The organism is Pseudophaeobacter sp. TrK17 (genome assembly GCF_042192375.1).
Classification (GTDB): Bacteria; Pseudomonadota; Alphaproteobacteria; order Rhodobacterales; family Rhodobacteraceae; genus Pseudophaeobacter.
On the sequence record NZ_CP071700.1, the window covers coordinates 502,508 to 520,069 of the forward strand.

16 protein-coding genes are annotated in these 17,562 nt (G+C 59.8%); 6 read left to right on the forward strand and 10 right to left on the reverse strand.

Translation table 11 applies throughout. The features are described 5' to 3' along the window. Positions 1–61: 61 nt before the first annotated feature. Positions 62–2,629, reverse strand: coding sequence for an ABC transporter permease (locus JZI28_RS02410; protein WP_375699122.1), 2,568 nt, complete (start codon positions 2,627–2,629; stop codon positions 62–64). Further along, positions 2,626–3,333, reverse strand: coding sequence for an ABC transporter ATP-binding protein (locus tag JZI28_RS02415; RefSeq protein WP_375699123.1), 708 nt, complete (start codon positions 3,331–3,333; stop codon positions 2,626–2,628). The genes JZI28_RS02410 and JZI28_RS02415 overlap by 4 nt, the downstream gene beginning before the upstream one ends. A 50-nt stretch (positions 3,334–3,383) precedes the next feature. Here JZI28_RS02415 and JZI28_RS02420 point away from each other — a divergent pair, with 50 nt between their 5' ends. Continuing rightward, the gene (locus tag JZI28_RS02420) at positions 3,384–4,049 is read left to right on the forward strand and encodes an arylesterase (RefSeq protein WP_375699124.1); all 666 of its coding nucleotides are present in this window, start codon (positions 3,384–3,386) and stop codon (positions 4,047–4,049) included. A gap of 64 nt (positions 4,050–4,113) precedes the next feature. Here JZI28_RS02420 and JZI28_RS02425 read toward each other — a convergent pair whose 3' ends face one another. Both JZI28_RS02425 and JZI28_RS02430 read right to left on the reverse strand, forming a co-directional pair. Further along, the gene (locus tag JZI28_RS02425) at positions 4,114–4,320 is read right to left on the reverse strand and encodes a cold-shock protein (RefSeq protein ID WP_027241328.1); all 207 of its coding nucleotides are present in this window, start codon (positions 4,318–4,320) and stop codon (positions 4,114–4,116) included. 277 nt (positions 4,321–4,597) lie between these two features. Next, entirely contained in the window at positions 4,598–5,179 is a 582-nt protein-coding gene (locus JZI28_RS02430) for a L,D-transpeptidase (protein ID WP_375699125.1), read from the reverse strand. Positions 5,180–5,332: 153 nt separating this feature from the next. On the opposite strand from JZI28_RS02430, the gene JZI28_RS02435 reads away from it, so the two are divergent. Further along, complete coding sequence (locus JZI28_RS02435) at positions 5,333–5,761, forward strand: thioredoxin domain-containing protein (RefSeq protein ID WP_295453411.1); 429 nt, start codon at positions 5,333–5,335, stop codon at positions 5,759–5,761. A 29-nt stretch (positions 5,762–5,790) separates the two neighbouring features. Here the strand turns inward: JZI28_RS02435 and JZI28_RS02440 are convergent, their stop codons facing one another. Together JZI28_RS02440 and JZI28_RS02445 are read right to left on the reverse strand one after the other, a co-directional pair. Further along, positions 5,791–6,006: a hypothetical protein gene (locus tag JZI28_RS02440; RefSeq protein ID WP_297339281.1), complete on the reverse strand. Its 216-nt coding sequence runs from the start codon at positions 6,004–6,006 to the stop codon at positions 5,791–5,793. A 195-nt stretch (positions 6,007–6,201) separates the two neighbouring features. Continuing rightward, the gene (locus JZI28_RS02445) at positions 6,202–6,573 is read right to left on the reverse strand and encodes a DUF4157 domain-containing protein (RefSeq protein WP_348155170.1); all 372 of its coding nucleotides are present in this window, start codon (positions 6,571–6,573) and stop codon (positions 6,202–6,204) included. A gap of 181 nt (positions 6,574–6,754) precedes the next feature. On the opposite strand from JZI28_RS02445, the gene JZI28_RS02450 reads away from it, so the two are divergent. Both JZI28_RS02450 and JZI28_RS02455 read left to right on the forward strand, forming a co-directional pair. Next, a protein-coding gene (locus JZI28_RS02450; RefSeq protein ID WP_375697739.1) for an IS3 family transposase occupies positions 6,755–7,842 on the forward strand; the annotation gives its coding sequence in 2 pieces (ribosomal slippage) (positions 6,755–7,016 and positions 7,016–7,842; 1,089 coding nt in all). A 715-nt stretch (positions 7,843–8,557) separates the two neighbouring features. After that, positions 8,558–9,490 carry an IS5 family transposase gene (locus JZI28_RS02455; RefSeq protein ID WP_375697975.1) on the forward strand — a complete coding sequence of 311 codons (933 nt, stop codon included), beginning with the start codon at positions 8,558–8,560 and terminating at the stop codon, positions 9,488–9,490. On the opposite strand, the gene JZI28_RS02460 is transcribed toward JZI28_RS02455, so the two are convergent. Beyond that, on the reverse strand, positions 9,471–10,205 hold the full coding sequence (locus JZI28_RS02460; protein ID WP_375699126.1) for a hypothetical protein: 735 nt from the start codon (positions 10,203–10,205) through the stop codon (positions 9,471–9,473). The two genes, JZI28_RS02455 and JZI28_RS02460, sit on opposite strands and share 20 nt — an antisense overlap. A gap of 54 nt (positions 10,206–10,259) precedes the next feature. Further along, positions 10,260–11,927, reverse strand: a complete 1,668-nt coding sequence (gene ettA, locus JZI28_RS02465) for an energy-dependent translational throttle protein EttA (protein ID WP_375699127.1) — start codon at positions 11,925–11,927, stop codon at positions 10,260–10,262. Between the two features lie 482 nt (positions 11,928–12,409). On the opposite strand from ettA, the gene JZI28_RS02470 reads away from it, so the two are divergent. Both JZI28_RS02470 and dacB read left to right on the forward strand, forming a co-directional pair. Further along, positions 12,410–13,021 (forward strand): nicotinate-nucleotide adenylyltransferase, encoded by a 612-nt coding sequence (locus tag JZI28_RS02470; protein ID WP_295453344.1) that lies wholly within the window; start codon positions 12,410–12,412, stop codon positions 13,019–13,021. A gap of 225 nt (positions 13,022–13,246) precedes the next feature. Continuing rightward, positions 13,247–14,758 (forward strand): D-alanyl-D-alanine carboxypeptidase/D-alanyl-D-alanine-endopeptidase, encoded by a 1,512-nt coding sequence (gene dacB, locus JZI28_RS02475; protein WP_375699128.1) that lies wholly within the window; start codon positions 13,247–13,249, stop codon positions 14,756–14,758. 95 nt (positions 14,759–14,853) lie between these two features. On the opposite strand, the gene JZI28_RS02480 is transcribed toward dacB, so the two are convergent. Together JZI28_RS02480 and JZI28_RS02485 are read right to left on the reverse strand one after the other, a co-directional pair. Beyond that, positions 14,854–16,908 (reverse strand): molybdopterin-dependent oxidoreductase, encoded by a 2,055-nt coding sequence (locus JZI28_RS02480; RefSeq protein ID WP_375699129.1) that lies wholly within the window; start codon positions 16,906–16,908, stop codon positions 14,854–14,856. A 196-nt stretch (positions 16,909–17,104) separates the two neighbouring features. Beyond that, positions 17,105–17,527, reverse strand: a complete 423-nt coding sequence (locus tag JZI28_RS02485) for a tellurite resistance TerB family protein (RefSeq protein ID WP_295453335.1) — start codon at positions 17,525–17,527, stop codon at positions 17,105–17,107. Between the last annotated feature and the right edge of the window lie 35 nt (positions 17,528–17,562).

Below are 17,562 nucleotides of genomic sequence, written 5' to 3' on the forward strand. Positions count from 1 at the left end.
GGGCGGATTTGGCCTGGGGGTATATGTTCCTGAAGGCAAAAGGCGCTTTCGCGCGCTTGCTTTATTCACGGGCTCGCAAAATACGGGCGGGACGGGCGGCCAGTGGGCGCCAGGCAAAGATCAACCCGGCCAGCAGCGTGGTTGCGATGCCCCCAGAGACCACCGCCAGCGCATTGGGCCAGATCACCACATAGGCGGTCTCAAAGACATAGATATTCACCGCCCAGGCGCCGGCAACGCCTGCCAGCAGGGCAACACCCCCAGCGCCTGCGCCCAGAATGATAGACCGCAGGGCAAAGCTCAGCAGGATTTTGCGGCGAGAGGCCCCAAGGGTCTTGAGCAAGGCAGCTTCGTAGCGCCGGGCGGGCTCTCCGGCGGCGGCGGTGCCCAGCAGCACCAGAAACCCAGTGATCAGGGTGGCAGCGGCACCATAGCTGGTGGCAGCGGCCAGCTGGCGCAAAATATCAGAGACCCGGTCAATGGCATCGCGGACCCGGATGGCGGTGATATTGGGCATTTCCTGCGCCAGATCCCGCAGGATCTGCGCCTCTGCGCTGGTCTCGGCATAGACCGTGGCGATAAAACTATGCGGCGCACCGGCCAGTGCCGCCTCATTCAGGGTCAGCACAAAACCCATGCCGGCAGTGGAGAAATCGACATTGCGAAAGCTGGTGATTTCGGCCTGTATGTCACGGCCCAGCACGTTCAGGGTGATGGTGTCGCCCAGGTCCAGGCCCAGTTCCTCGGCCTCTTCAGCGGCAAAGCTGACCTGCGGCGGGCCGGTGTAATCCTCGGGCCACCAGCTGCCTGCCACCACCTCGGTGCCTTTGGGCTGTGCTGCCGCATAGGTGACGCCACGATCGCCGCGCACCACCCAGTGATCGCCTGCGACCTCCTGTGCGGGGGTGCCGTTGATCTTGGTAATGACCGCCCGCAACATTGGCGCGCTTTCAACCTTGCTGACAGCCGGGTCGCCCTCGACACGGTGCAGGAAGGCAGGCATCTGATCGCGCTGAATGTCGACAAAGAAATAAGAGGGGGCCACATCGGGCAGATTGCCGGCAATGGCGCGGCGCATATTGCCGTCGATCTGGCCAATGGCGGCCAGAACCGTCAGCCCCAGACCCAGCGCCAGGACCGCAGGCACGGCGCCATCGCGGGCGGTGCCAATCGCGGCCAGTGCCCATCGCAGCGCCGGGCGGCCACGGGTGATGTGGGAACCACGCCGTGCCAGCCAGCCCAGACCCAGGGCGGCAATCAACAGCACCAGCAGGGCGCCCATCAGCCCCCCTGCAGTCCAGAGCGTCAGCTTTGCGGCGCCAGAGAACCAGGCGGCCGAGCCCACAAGCAGGACCAGCGCCAGGACGGTTGCCAGAATATAGCGGAGCGCCGGCAGGCGGCTTACCTCGCCCAAGGCGCCGCGAAACAGCGAGGCAGCGCGGATGCGCTCGGCCCGGGCCAGCGGCCACAGGGCAAAGATAAAGGCAGTGAGAAAGCCATAAAGTGCCGCCTCAACCAGGGTGGCGGGGTAGACCGCAAAAACCGCCGGGAAGGGCAGTTGCGCTGCAATCATCGGCCCCAGCAGGATTGGCCCCAACCCGCCGAGCAGCAGCCCGATGCTGACCCCCAGCAGGGTCAGTGCGCCGATTTGCAAGAAATAAGTGAGGAAAATCACCTGCCGTTCAGCGCCAAGGGTGCGCAGGGTGGCGATGGTTTCGGTCTTGGTGGCCAGATAGGCGCGCACAGCAGCAGATACGCCAACGCCGCCCACCGCCAGACCAGAGAGCCCGACCAGCACCAGAAACCCGCCCAGACGGTCGACAAAGGTGGCAATGCCGGGGGCGCCGTTGCGGGCATCACGCCAGCGCATGCCGTTGTCCTCAAACTGGGCGCGGGCCTCGGCCTGCAGCGCGTCGAGATCGGTGTCCGGGGCCAGCGCCAGCCGGTATTTGGTGGAATAGAGCGAGCCGGGCGCCAAAAGGCCGGAGCCCTCTAGGGCTGGGCGGGCCACCAGGGTACGTGGCCCCAGGGCAAAGCCGGAGGCGGCGGCGTCTGGCTCGGTTTTGATGGTGGCCATCAGCACAAAGTCGCGGGTGCCAAAGCGGACCGTATCCCCGGGCTTGAGCCCCAGCCGATCCGCCAGAACCGGCATCATCGCCACACCGGGCAGCGTGCCATTGCCCGCCAGCGCCTGCGCCAGGGGGATGTCGGGTTGCAGGGTCAGGCTGCCGGTCAGCGGATAGGCATTATCAACCGCTTTGACCTGGGTCAGGGCGCGTTCGTCGCCTAAGGTCGCCATCGAGCGGAACTCGACAATCTGCGAGACCGCCTCGGAATGGGTGGCCATCCAGGCGCGCTCTTCGTCATTGGCAAAGCGATAGGTAAAGGTGAGTTCAGCGTCGCCGCCCAGCAGACTGGCGCCTTCTTGGGTCAAGCCGGCCTCAATCGAGGCGCGGATCGAGCCAATGGCGGCAATCACCGCCACCCCAAGAGCCAGACAAGCGAGAAAGATGCGAAAGCCTTTGACGCCGCTGCGCAGCTCACGCAGGGCAAAGCGCCAGGCAAGACGGAGTGAGAAGGCGGGCGTGCGGGACTGGCTGCGGGACTGGCTGAGCGACTGGCCCGTCATTCTGCCGCCTCACTTGCGGCTGAGGGGTCTGCCAGCCGGCCATCACGCAGGCGGATCACCCGATCACAGCGGCTGGCCAGTTCAGGTGCATGGGTCACCATGATCAATGTGGCGCCTGAGCGGTCGCGCAAGTCAAACAGCAGATCCATCACAGCGGCGCCATTGGCCTCATCCAGATTGCCGGTTGGCTCATCCGCCAGCAGGATCTCAGGGCGCGGTGCCAGGGCGCGGGCCAGGGCCACACGTTGTTGTTCCCCGCCCGACAGCTGCGCCGGGAAATGACCCGCACGATGGCCCAGACCCACGGCTTCAAGCTCAGCCAGGGCGACGTCAAAGGCGTCGCGCCGTCCTGCCAGCTCCAACGGGGTGGCGACATTTTCCAGCGCTGTCATGGTTGGAATCAGATGAAAACTTTGGAACACCACCCCCATGTGATTGCGGCGAAACCGCGCCAGAGCGTCCTCATCCATGGCGGTCAGATCCTGCCCCAGCGCAGCAATATGGCCGCCGGTTGCCAGCTCCAGCCCGCCCATCAACATCAACAGCGACGACTTGCCAGATCCCGAGGGGCCAATCAGGCCCAGGGTTTCCCCGCGTGCGACATCCAAAGAGATATCCTGCAGAATTCGCACCGGTCCGGTATTGCCATTCAGCGTTAAAGACGCATCTTGAAGGTGAAGAACGGGTCTATCTGTTTCTGTCATGAAGCTGCGCCTGTTAAATATACTCTATCGGATATGGAGCATTTGCTGCAATGCACAAGGTTTTAGCCCTGTTTGGGATGATTTTTATCGTGACCTACGCCTCTGATACGCGCGCCGAGGACCTGCGGATCACGGCCTTCGGAGATAGTCTGGTCCAGGGCTATGGATTGCCCCAGGGCGACGGGCTGGTGCCGCAATTGCAACACTGGCTGCAAGAACAGGGAGCTGAGGTCCGGTTGACCAATGCAGGGGTGTCCGGCGATACCACCGCTGGCGGCGCTGCCCGGATCGACTGGACGCTGGCGGATCAGCCGCAGGGGCTGATTGTGCTGTTGGGCGGCAATGATCTGCTGCGCGGTCTGCCGCCGCTTCAGGCCCGTGCAAACCTGCGTCAGATCCTGGTGGCAGCACAGGCGCAAGAGGTTGAGGTGCTGTTGATCGGGATGCAGGCGCCGGGGAATTTCGGACCCGAATATAAGGCAAGTTTTGACAGCATCTATGCAGAGCTGGCGCAGGAGTTTGGTGCGCTGTTGCACCCGGATGCCTTTGCCGGAATTCGCGCGGTTGCGGGCGATGATCCGGCGGCGGCGCAGGCCTATATGCAGGGGGATAATATTCACCCCAATGCCAGGGGGGTGGCCTTGAATGTGGCGGCGCTGGGCCCTGTTGTACTGCAGCTGGCAGCCCGGATTGAAGCTGCCGCAGCCAAGAGCTAGGGCCAGGAATCAAAAGCGGCCCCGACCGAAACAGGGGCCGCCAGAATGGGTCATCTTTGGCGGCTCAAAGCAGCGCGAGATCTACAGCGGATTCACGACCGTCGCGGCCGGGCTGCATTTCGTAGCTGACTTTTTGGTTGTCTGCGAGGCCGGTTAGGCCGGACCGTTCAACCGCAGAAATGTGAACAAATACATCGCTTCCGCCACTGTCGGGGGCGATAAAGCCGAAGCCTTTTGTGGTGTTGAACCATTTGACGGTGCCAGTTGCCATCGTCTCTTCTCCTAGTTTCTTCTCACGTGCTCTGCCCGCAGCATGCGGCAGTATGGCGCGTTCATTCTGGGGGAGCGCCCCCCATCAGGGTCCATTTGCACCCCTTTTATGACCTCGCGGTGACAGCATTGGACAGAAGAAGCCCTCACGCAAGAAAAAATCTTGTAGTCTTTGCTGTCACTGCAGCAAGCGTTGCATCTTGCGCGCGTGATGGGCGCCAACAGGCCAAATAGGCGCTTGGGCGGCGCTTTTATCCCGCGGTTTGGACTGGCGGCGGCTATAAAACCGTGACTTTGGTGCCGATGGGGACTCGATTATAAAGATCGGTTACATGTTCGTTCAACATCCGGATGCAGCCATTGGAGGCGGATGAGCCAATGGTTTCGGGCTGGGTGGTGCCATGGATGCGAAAATAGGTGTCCACCCCGTTTTGAAACAGATAAAGCGCCCGTGCCCCCAGGGGATTGTCCGGCCCGCCGGGCTGAACATAGCTGTTATCGGCGAACCGCCCATAGCTGCGCGGACTGCGTTCGATCATTTCCTGGGTGGGTCGCCAGCTGGGCCATTCCCGTTTGCGCTGGATGGTGGCGCTGCCGGTGAACTCCAGCCCGGCCTTTCCGACCCCGACGCCATAGCGAATGGCTTTGCGTTTTTCGGTCACAAAATACAGGTAGAATGACCGGGTCAGGATCAGGATCTCACCGGGGAGGAACTCTTTTTTGATCCGTACATATTGCGGTGTTGGATCAAACACCGGGGCCTCTTTGGCCATGGCCGGGCTTGGTCGGGACAGAGCGGGCAGCGCTGCGGCGGTAAAACCCGCCAGGGCAGAGCTGGAAAACGCGCGGCGAGAAATCATCTGGGCCTCACATGTTGGAACAAGTCCTGGCCAGTCTGCGTGTCACCCACGGTGGGGTCAAGCCTGTCGCCCTGCTGTTTGGCTTGTAGAACCCCAAGCAGCGCTTATATCTCGGGGATACAATACACTGGAGAGCACGTGATGGCGCAACAGATGGCGATGAAAACCTTGACCTGCCTGTCCTGCGCGCAGCTGAACCGGGTGCCGGAGGCGAAACTGACGGCTGGGGCAAAATGCGGCAGCTGTGGCGCGGCGCTGCTGCCGAAACAGCCCGTGGATGTGGACCCGGCGGTGCTGCAGAAGGCGGCACAGAACGATGACCTGCCTTTGGTGGTGGACTTTTGGGCCCCCTGGTGCGGCCCTTGCAAGATGATGGGGCCGGAATATGCCAAGGCGTCCAGTAAACTGGCGGGGCAGGCGCGTCTGGTCAAGCTGGACACCCAGAGACATCAATCCACTGGCGGGCGCTATCGGATCAAAGGCATCCCGACCCTGGTTGCTTTTGAGCGCGGCAAAGAGAAAAAGCGCCAGTCAGGCGCTTTGCGAGAAGGTCAGATTGTCAGCTGGGTTAAGGCCCGCTAGGGATTTCCTGTCCGGGCGAGCGCCTGAAATCAGGCGCCAATGGCTGCTTGGTTTTCCAGGTTGGGCGATTTTGCCGCGAAGCCACTGCGCAGAGCCAGGATAGTGATTGACAGAACCGCAAACAGAACGCCGGACCCAGAGTAAAGCAGCAGGCTCTGCCAGACGTGCAAGTCAAACAGCGCAAAGCCGGTTACGGCAGACAGCAGCCCAAAGACAGAACCGAACATGATACTTACAAAAGCCAAAACATTTCTCCCTCACCGAGGCCACGGCCAGAACTTAGCGCGGCACCGCCTCTCCAATACAGCGACAAATGGTTAAGATTTTGTTCAAACCTTGCGCGATCTAAGGCTTCGAAGAATGGCTTTGTGTCCAAAACCCCAAAAAACAAAGAAAAATTGTTTGGGTTCATGAGGGCTTGGTCACGGAATTTGGGCGATCTATTTTGAAACCAAGGCCTGACCGTCACGGGGTTTTGGCATCTTGCCACGGCCCTGTTGCAACACATGAGCAAGCTCATGGACCAAAAGGTCGGTGTTTTTAGCGCTGGCGGGTCGGGCGAAATAGACATCGTTGCCAATGGTAAAAGCCTTGGCTTTCAGCTCCTTGCACAGGTCCTTGGCATTGCCGCCGATATGAACCTGAACTTTGGAGAGCTTGCTGCGAAAATGCGCCTCCAGCCCCTTGCGCAGATCGCTGGGCAGTTTCTTACCCTTGGTGCCTTCGGGCGCGGTGGTCAGTCTTTTGCGCTTGGCCTTTCTGCCCTTGGTGGCCTCGATCTTGGCAGCGATTTCTTCGGCGGTGATCGGCATTGGGGGACCCTTTCAAACGGATAACACGGCAACAGACCGGCGTGAGGTCTGTCCAGCCTAGCGCAAGAGGAGCAAAAGGCAAAATGCAAGGAAGAGCGGGGCGGCGAGGTGGTAATCCCCCCTAAAAATAGTGGTGTTCCAAAGTAGAATTTTCTCGGCAAGATATCTGAGGAGATTTATGATGAAGAATGGACGATTTAGCGACGCGCAAATCATGGCAGTGTTGAAGCAGGCGGAGGGCGGTGTGCCGGTCTCTGAGCTTTGCCGCGAGCACGGAATGAGCAGCGCGAGTTTTTACAAATGGCGGGCCAAGTTTGGCGGCATGGACGCGTCCTTGATTTCCGAGATGAAGGATATGGCGGAAGAGAACCGTCGTCTGAAGCGCATGTATGCCGAGATGAGCATGCAAAACGACCTGCTGAAAGAAGCGCTTGGAAAAAAGCGTTAAGGCCGTCTCATCGGCGAGAGATGGCCATGAATGCAGTTGCGCAATATGGGGTCAGCATAGCTCTGGCCTGCCGTGCGTTCGAGATCAGCGAGACCTGCTATAGATACAGCCCTGTGCTGAGCGATGACAACGAAGAGATCGCAGATTGGCTTGAACGCTTGACGGCTAACAAGCGGACCTGGGGCTTCGGCCTGTGCTTTTTGTATCTGCGCAACGTGCAGGGCTATGGCTGGAACCATAAACGTGTCTACCGGGTCTACTGTGAGCTGGCGTTGAACCTGCGTATCAAGCCGAAGAAACGCTTGAAGCGGGACAAGCCGGAACCACTGGCTGTGCCTGAAAGACCAAATGAAACTTGGTCCATGGACTTCATGGCGGATCAGCTGGCGGATGGCCGGTCGATCAGGGCATTAAACGTCTTGGATGACTTCAATCGCGAAGGACTGGCTATTGAGGTCGACTTCTCGCTGCCTGCTGAACGTGTCGTGCGTGCGCTGAACCAGATCATTGAGTGGCGCGGAAAGCCCCAAGCTATTCGTGTGGACAACGGCCCAGAATACGTCAGCGGGAAGCTCATGGAATGGGCTGAGAAACGCAATGTGCGGCTCGAATATATCCAGCCCGGTAAGCCCCAACAGAATGCCTATATCGAGCGCTACAACCGCACCGTTCGTGGCGAATGGCTGGGGCAATACATCTTCGAAACCATCGAGGAGGCACAGGACCAGGCAACACAATGGCTCTGGACTTACAACAACGAGCGACCCAACATGGGCATCGGCGGCATGACACCCGCCATGAAACTGAAAACGGCTGCGTGAATTCTACGGCTGGACCCAATTAAAAATGGGGGGATTACCAGGGCACGCCATCCTGCTTTGCCTCCGGAGGGAATATTATTGGAAAGATGAAATTCAACCCATTTGCGCTGCCGCTCATAGAGGCAGGGACAGGGGGAGCCCTTCGCACCCAGCAGCGCAACTCAGCCCGGCCTCAACAGGATACCCCCTGGGACGTGAGGCGCAAGCCGCACGGCCCGCGCCTGACCTTTCCCTCGTGGAGTTCGAACCGGTCCGCGTAGCGGCAAAGGCTCTGGGGGAGCGTTTGAGGTTCGGGCGGGCGGAGCCCTTCGCTGGCACAGGCGACTTTGGAAGGTGACAGTTGCGGGTTTGCCCCTGGGCCGTCAGGCCCGCGCCTGACCTTCCCCCCGGGAAGGCGCATTCGCACCTCCCCAAGGTCAGGCTCGGGCCTTTTGTTATGGGAGAAGACATTTCTAGAAAGGAATTGCGTTCTCTATAGCCTCCTCCAGCGCGAGCTGAAGTTCACTTGAACTAGGGTGCTCACCTCTTAACGTTAAGTGGGAATGAGCCGTCGAGATGAAGTCCACCTCGATTTCTATTTTCTTTGAAGATGCTATAAGGCTTTGGAAATAGCCGACGCCGTTTTCGATCTGATTGGAGTTGTACCCTCGTAGGCTCTGTTGCACAAATCCTGTGAGGGATTCATCTCGCGAATCCAGCGTGGTAGCTGGGTTGCATGAGCAGACCGACACCACCGACCTACAAGACCAGGAACTGGCCAGCCTATAACGAAGCGCTCAAGCGCCGCGGCTCGCTGACGATCTGGTTCGATCCCGAGATGAGCTGGGATGCCGCGCCGTCAGGCAGGCGTGGCCGCCAGCAGACCTACAGTGACACCGCCATCCAGACGTGTCTGACGATGAAGGTTCTGTTCGGCATGGCGCTGCGGCAGACGACCGGCTTCGTCGAAAGCCTGTTGCGGCTTGTTGGCCTCGACTGGACGGTGCCCGACTTCAGCACGTTGAGCCGCCGCCAGAAGACCCTCGCCGTACGCATTCCATATCGTGGCTCCAAGGGTCCGTTGCACCTTCTGATCGACAGCACCGGGATCAAGGTCGAGGGCGAAGGCGAATGGCACGCCCGCAAGCATGGCGGCCCCAAACGGCGTGTGTGGCGCAAGATCCACCTCGGGATCGACGAGGAAACGCTGGAGATCCGAGCCGTCGAGATTACCGGGAGCCACATCGGAGATGCGCCAGTGCTGCCCGACCTGCTGGACCAGATCCCGCCGGAGGTTGAGATCGGCAGTGTCACCGCAGACGGCGCCTACGATACCCGCAAATGCCACGACGCCATTGCCGACCGCAGCGCACATGCCGTCATCCCGCCCCGCAAGAATGCCAAGCCATGGAAGACCGTCACAGCCGGTGCCGCAGCCCGGAACGAGGCCGTGCGAGCATCAAAATATCTGGGCCGCGCCCTCTGGCGACGATGGAGCGGATACCACCGCCGGAGCCGTGTCGAGACGAAGATGCATTGCGTGAAACTGCTGGGCCAGAGGCTCATGGCACGGGACTTCGACCGTCAGGTCGCGGAACTCCAAATCCGGATCGCCGTGCTGAACGGCTACACCGCGCTTGGCATACCCGTCACAGAGCCCGTGGGGTGAGTCCGTCTGGGGAAGGGGCAACCTCGGCATTCAGCCGATTTGTGCAACAGAGCCACCCTCGTAAGCAAACTTCAACGGTTTCTTCATCAAGTTGCTTAAAGGAGATCTCCTCTCTTCTCGAGGGCAAGGCAATGCCCAACCCATAATCGTGGTCGAATTTGGAGGCGGAGATAGAACGCTCCAACCTATCAAGCCTATCTAGTATGATGTCGCTGGCAGGGAGTTTAGTGCTTTCCACATCAGGGATTTGGAAGGGCCCCAACTGACCAATAAAACTGTTCTCAGCGCCTTGAGTTTCGGTGTTCTTGATCGCGCTGATCAGATCAGCTCTGAACTTTTCCATTGCTGGGTGACGCAAGTCTCGCGGATAACCGACATATCTGTTCGGACCAGTGTCAAAAGGATAAGCGGTCTTATCATCTTTAATAATAACTGTAGGTTTTTGTGTGGCCATTCGAATGCCAAGTTCGAAGAAAACATTCGGGTTTCTACCGCTAACGTCACAAATTACCATTTCATCTTGGTAGATGTTCTGAAGAATTTCTTTGTGAATTAGGTTGGATTCGAAGGTGTCGCTAACAAGCCGTGCTTGGTAGCCTGCTTCCTTTGCGGCCGATTCAATGATCCTTAATACATCAGCCCAATGGGATGCAGGCCGCCCATCGCATTCTGAAATCGGCATGACGATGCCACAGGTTTTGTTTGCGTCGCTCATAATTGCCTCAATAAGTATAAATTAGGCCGGGCAGTAGAGCCCGGCCTGTATCTTTCACCGCACAAACTTCTTGTGCTTCAACCGCTTGGGCTCAAGGGCATCGGCTCCCAAACGGCGTTTCTTGTCTTCCTCGTAGTCTTCAAAGTTGCCCTCGAACCATTCTACATGGGCGTCGCCTTCAAAGGCCAGCATGTGGGTGCAGATCCGGTCGAGGAAGAAACGGTCGTGGGAGATCACCACGGCGCAGCCGGCAAAATCTACCAGCGCGTCCTCGAGCGCCCGCAGGGTCTCCACGTCCAGATCGTTGGTCGGTTCATCGAGGAGCAGCACGTTGCCGCCCTCTTTCAGCAGGCGCGCCATGTGGACTCGGTTGCGTTCACCGCCCGAGAGCAGGTTCAGCGGTTTTTGCTGATCGCCACCTTTGAAGTTGAACGAAGAGCAATAGGCGCGGGAGTTCACCTGAGCGTCGCCGAGTTCAATGATTTCAGCGCCACCAGAGATGGCTTCCCAGACGGTTTCATTGTCTTTCAGGTCATCGCGGGACTGATCCACATAAGAGAGCTTTACCGTGTCGCCATAAGAAACCGAGCCGCTGTCGGGCTGTTCCTGGCCGGTCAGCATGCGGAACAGGGTGGATTTACCGGCGCCGTTGGGGCCGATCACACCGACAATACCGCCGGGGGGCAGATCAAAGGAGAGGTTCTCCACCAGCTGTTTGTCGCCATAGTGTTTCGAAATGCCCTCGACCTCGATCACCTTGCTGCCCAGACGGGGACCATTGGGGATGACGATCTGGGCGCGGGTGAGCTTTTCGCGTTCGGACTGTTCCGCCAGATCGTTATAGGCGTTGATCCGGGCCTTTGATTTGGCCTGACGGGCCTTGGCGCCCTGGCGCATCCACTCCAGCTCGCGCTGCAGGGTCTGTTGCTTGGACTTGTCCTCGCGGGCTTCCTGCTCCAGGCGCTTGGCCTTTTGTTCCAGCCATGCGGAATAGTTGCCCTCGTAGGGGATGCCCTTGCCGCGGTCCAGTTCCAGGATCCAGCTGGTGATGTCATCGAGGAAATAACGGTCGTGGGTGACGATCAGGATAGTGCCCTTGTAGTCGATCAGGTGCTGTTGCAGCCAGGCGATGGTTTCCGCATCCAGGTGGTTGGTCGGTTCATCGAGCAGCAGCATGTCAGGCGCTTCGAGCAGCAGTTTGCACAGGGCCACCCGGCGTTTTTCACCGCCCGACAGATTGGCGATCTCGGCATCATCGGGGGGGCAGCGCAGGGCCTCCATCGAGACATCTACCTGGCTGTCCAGATCCCAGAGGTTTTCCGCGTCAATGCTGTCCTGCAGCGCGGTCATCTCTTCCATCAGCTCGTCGGTGTAGTTCTCGGCCATCTCAACCGCGATCTGGTTAAAGCGATCCACCTTGGCCTTTTTCTCGGCCAGACCCAGCATGACGTTTTCACGCACCGTCAGGCTCTCGTCGAGCTTGGGCTCCTGCGGCAGATAGCCAACGCGCGCGCCTTCGGCAGCCCAGGCTTCGCCGGTGAAATCCTTGTCGAGACCGGCCATGATCTTCATCAGGGTCGATTTACCGGCGCCGTTGACGCCGACGACACCGATTTTCACGCCGGGAAGAAATGACAGGTGGATGTTTTCAAAGCATTTTTTGCCACCGGGGTAGGTCTTGGAGACACCCTGCATGTGGTAGACGTATTGATAGGCGGCCATGTGACTGCTCCATGATGGGGAAATTCGTGCTGGCTGGTGTGATAGCGGATGGCAGGCCAAGGGGCAATGTCACGTTGATCATGAGATATGGAAAAGGTCATCCACTGCTTTGGAACGTGCCACGCCGTGGCCCATCCCGCGCCTAACTTTCCCGTCAGGCCGGAGGCATGTTTTCAGTATGACGAAGGCGCATTCGCCCCTCCCCAAGGACAGGCGCGGGCCTGATGTCTCTCCGGCACAAAACTCTAATAGTCAGCCGGAAGAACGCAGGGATCAAAATAATCCGCGACAATTTTCACGGGTGGTTACATCCAAGACGATGACGTGCGGGCCGTTGATGCGTTGGACCTGCTCTGACAGTTTGTCGCCGATTTTCTTGCGACCCAGTGCCAATACATGTGGTCAACTTTTGCAATTCTATTGAGGTATCACCCTGTGCTTGGGGCTTGGAATTCCGGTGATTTATGTGCATCAAGCCTTAGATGAGGCAGGGGTTTCCATATCTGCGCCCCGGCATGACCGTGGGCTTGCTCGGCGGGTCGTTTGATCCGGCGCACCAGGGCCATGTGCAGATCAGTCGGGCCGCCTTGCAGCGGTTTGACCTGGATTGCCTCTGGTGGCTGGTTTCGCCGGGTAATCCGCTGAAAACCCGTGCGCCTGCCAGTATGGAACGCCGCATTGCAGCCGCACAGGCGCTGATGGATCACCCAAGGGTGCGGATCAGCGATGTCGAGGCGCGGCTGGGTACCCGCTACACCGCCGAAACTCTGCGGGCGTTGCGGCGGCTTTACCCCCAGGTGCGGTTCACCTGGCTGATGGGGGCGGATAATCTGGCGCATTTCCACCATTGGAAGGACTGGCAGCAGATTATGGAAACTGTGCCGATTGGCGTCCTGGCGCGTCCCGGAGACCGCATTTCTGCGCGCCTGTCCCCTGCGGCGCGAATCTACCGCCGCCAGATGGTCAAGGACAGCCAGAGCCAGATTTTGGCCCGATCAACGGCCCCGGCCTGGTGCTTTGTCAATGTGCCGATGATCGCGGAGAGTTCTACCGCAATCCGGGCAACGGGGGGCTGGTCGTCAGCCAAAGGGTGAGAATCTGGTGTGAGATCGACCCGAAAAGAGCCAATTGCCGCCTTTTTAACGGCCCTTTGCCGTGCCAAACTGGCCTGACTTGCGGCTCCCTTTGGCAGAGAGACCGTCAGGCTGGGAGCATTTTTGCAGGTGATTTTGCCGCAGATAAGGTATGAGATATGGCGCAAATAGTAGATATGGTCTTCATTTGCCGTTTGGTAGCAATTTTATTAGATATTGACTGACATGTTTTCGAGACGCTTTTTCCTTTCTGCCGCCGCAGCGGCTCTGGCGGCGCCAGCGGCTCTGGCCAATGCGCCAAAAACCTCGTTGCGGCCCCAGGCCCGTGCCACAGCTGGGCTTGGCTCTGGCGGCGCGGCTGCCAGCCGCGCCAGTGCAGCGGGTAGCCTGGAGACCTTCTTGGCGCGGTCTGACCTGTCCGGACGGGTCGCCTGTGCCGTTGCCGAGGTCACAAGTGGCAAAGAACTGGAATCTCATGCGGGCGAAGAGGAACTGCCGCCGGCCAGCGTCGCCAAGGCGCTGACAGCGCTTTATGCGCTCGACAGTCTGGGAGCAGATTACCGGTTCACCACGCAGATTTTGTCAACGGGCACCCTGTCGGGCGGGGTGCTGAAGGGCGATTTGATCCTGGCCGGTGGCGGTGACCCGATGCTGAACACCGATCATCTGGCGCAGCTGGCGGCGGCGCTGAAAAAGGCAGGCGTTCGCGAAGTGCGCGGCGGGTTCATGGTGTGGGACGGGGGGCTGCCACGCATTTCCACCATTGATGCAGATCAGCCCGATCATGTGGGCTATAGCCCCGCGGTTGCTGGTATCGCGCTGAATTTTAACCGGGTGCATTTTGAATGGAAACGGGCCGGTAAAAGCTGGAGCGTCGCTATGGACGCCCGCACTACAAAATACCGTCCCGAGGTCAGCATGGCGCGGATGAAAGTCGCCAATAGGGCCCTGCCTGTCTATACCTATGCGGATCGCAACGGGAAGGACAGCTGGACCGTGGCCTCCCAGGCGCTGGGCAAAGGCGGGTCGCGCTGGCTGCCGGTGCGCCGCCCGGCGGACTATGCCGCAGATGTGTTTCGCACCATGGCGCGCGCGCATGGCATCAAGCTAAAGGCGGCCAAAAGGGTGTCATCATTGCCAACCGCCACCTTGCTGGCACAGCACCACAGCCCACCGCTGGATTTGATGCTCAAGGCCATGCTGAAATACTCTAACAATCTGATGGCTGAAATGATCGGCATGACGGCCACAGCGAAACGCGGCAAGCGCCCCAGGGGGCTGAAGGATTCGGCGGCTGAAATGTCGCGTTGGGTGCGTGCCAAATACGGTGTGAGCGCGATCCGAATGGTGGATCATTCCGGCCTGGGAGAGGCCTCGCGGGTCGCCCCCAATGCCCTGCTCAAGGTGCTGGTCACCGCCTACAAAGCTGGCAGGCTCAAGCCGCTGCTCAAGAGCTTTCCGATGCGCGATGGCAATGGCCGGATTGTCAAAAACCACCCGATCAAGGTGACCGCTAAAACGGGAACCCTGAATTTTGTCTCTGGGTTGGGGGGGTTCTTGGCCACCTCCAGCGGCACGGTTCTGGCCTTTGTGATCTTTGCCGCCGATACCAAGGCGCGGGCGCGCATCAACCGGGCAGAACGCGAGCGCCCGGCCGGCGCCCGGAGTTGGAACAAAAGGGCCAAGCGGCTGCAGCAACAGCTGATCGAGCGTTGGGGACAAAGCTACGGCACCTGAGGCCTGCCGCCTATGGTGACCGGCGGCAGGAAAAGTGCCGTATCCCCCTTGGGATATGGAGCCCAAGCCCTGTCCTGCGCGCTTTATTCCCAAAGCTATGCCTTGGCAGGTTTTACCTCGACAAAAGTCTCGTGATAGCAGGCGCCATCCTCGATATCGGTGCGGATATCTGCCGGGATCAGGGTATTGACGGTGAACCCGGTCTGCGAGCTGCCGCGCCAGGTGCCTTTGGGGGAGTACAGCACGCCGGGGCGGGTGGTGTCGGTGACTTTGAGCTGGAGGGTGACAGCGCCAAGCGCGTTCCAGACCGAGACAAGTGCGCCATCCTGCAAGCCCCGTTTCTGGGCGTCTTTGGGATGCATCTCCAGCATTTCCGGCCCGGCGGAGGCCGTGTCACTGCCAAAGGTGGCATTGGTCCGCTTGGCTGAGCTGGGGGTAATCAGTGTCAGCGGCAGGGCCTGTGGCACCGGGTCATAGCGTGGCACGCCAAAGCCATAGCGCGTCTCATAGTCCTGGCTGAACAGCTCAATCTTGCCGGACGGGGTGGCCGGGGTGACGTTTTTGCACATCACCAGCGGTTCACCATCCGGGGCCATCATTTCGATGGCGCGATCCAGGGCGATCTCGCTGGGGCGTTTGCCTTCTAGCTGCGGGTGGGTTTCGTCGATGGCCTCATCCATCAGCTGGCTGTCGCTGGCCTGAAACAGGGCATCATCATAGCCAAACCGGGCGGCCAGGCGGCGGAAGATCTCGGTGTTGGGCAGGCTTTCCCCGACACAGGGGATCACCGGTGCGGCCCGTTGCAGATAGTTTTGACCGTAAGCGCCATAAATGTCGTCGAACTCAAAATGTGAGGCAGCAGGCAGGATTACATCGCAATAGGCCATGCTGTCGGTCATCACCACGTCACAGCCAGCGATGAACAAATCCTCGCGCATCAGGGCGCGCATCAGGTTGCTCTGATCCGGGTGGGTGGCCACCGGATTGTGATTGTAGATCATGGTGGCTGTGATCGGGACCTCTAGGCTGTCGTCCTGCAGGATATTGGCCAGATCAACAATGTTGAGGATCCGGGTTCCGGGCTTGATCAAATGGTCGCCGTGCAGGCGCGCCTGGGTCTTTGGGGTGGCGCCGCCGGATTTGGCCATGACGCCGGCCCCCAACCGCCCATGGTGACCCAGCAGCGCAGGCAGCGCCATGCCCGCGCGCAGGGCTGACCCGCCGGACCGGCCACGTTCAATGCCGTTGCCAAAGGCGCAGGCCATATTTTTTGCCGCCACCATCACATCGGCGAGGGCATGAAATTCTGCGGCGCTGATGCCGCAGGTTTCAACAACCCGCGCCAGCCCATACTGCCGGGCCTGGATCATATAGGGATCAAAGCCCGCAACCCAATCGGCGATAAAGGCCTCATCCAGCGCCTGGCGCCGCTCCAGCTCGGCGGCCAACCCCATGGCCAGCACCACGTCGGTGCCGGGTTTGATCTGCAGGAACATATCACATTGTTCGGCGATCTTGATCCGCTTGGGGTCGATCACCACCAGAGTGCCGCTCCGCGCCCGCAGCTTTTTCAGCAGTGGCGCCAGATGCAGGTTGGAAACGGTGACATTGTTGCCCCAGACCAGCACCAGATCGGAATGCTCAATCTGTACCGGTGGCATGCCGGGGGCGGCGCCAAACAGACTGGCATAGGCGCCCCCGCGCACCCCGCCGCACAGCGGGCCACGGTTGAGCAGGCTGGCCCCCATCTGGTAAAAGAACCGCCGATCCATTGAGCCCCCGGCCAGCTCGCCATGGGGGCCGGCATAGTTGAAGGGCAGCACGCTTTCGGGACCATGGTCCGCGATCGCCTTGCTGAACCCCGCATGCACCATATCCAGTGCTGCGTCCCAGCTGATCCGCTCAAACTGGCCAGAGCCCCGTGGCCCCACCCGTTTGAGCGGATGGGTGAGCCGGGCTGTGCCATGCACAAACGCGGGGTAGTAGCGCGCCACCTTGTTGCAGATCACATTGGCGGTATAGGGGTTCGCGGTGGAGCCTTTGACCGCGACCACTGTATCTCCCTGGACCTGGACGTTGAGACTACAGGTGTCGGGGCAGTCCAGCGGGCAGACCGAAGGCACAGTACGGATGTCGAGTGGCTTGTTCATAAACTGGCTCCAAAGGCGATGTTGGAGCCAGTTTAATGGTGGGGTCGGGATGTCTTTAAGGGCCAAAACCGCACAATCTGACCAGACCAATTTTGTCGAAACCGGCGCGGCGAAGAGGCGCCAAACGGGGGTCGGCTCTGGATCTTAAGCCCGGGGCAAACGCAGCAGGATGGACTGGTAAGATAATCTGCCGGCGTTAGACCATGTGGCGGGCGCGGGCGCCACGTTCGATGGCGGCGGCATGCAGTCGGTCGATATTGAGCTCATAACGCACTTCTGCAAGGAGCTCGAGCTCGGTTTCAGCCAGTTTTCCATCGGCGGCCGCCACATCACAGGCCAGCGCATAGGCGGTTTCATACAGGCGTTCCGGCAGGTCGTCGCGGATCAGGCCAAACAGGGCCTCCAAACCGTCTTCCTGTTCAAACAGATCCAGCACGGTGTTGGAAATCCGGGTCATGCGGTCAATGTCGTAATCGGCAAAGACCGGCAGCATGTTCACGGCAGACTGGATCTTGATCAGCTCGGCGGTGCGGATGTTTTCGTCCGAAGCAGAGACCGCCACCATCAGAGCCACGAGGCAGTCCTGCTGGGACATGGATTGTGCGTTTTTCTCGGTCATGGCAGATCCTTTGTGCGCATTTCAAACCCAAGGAT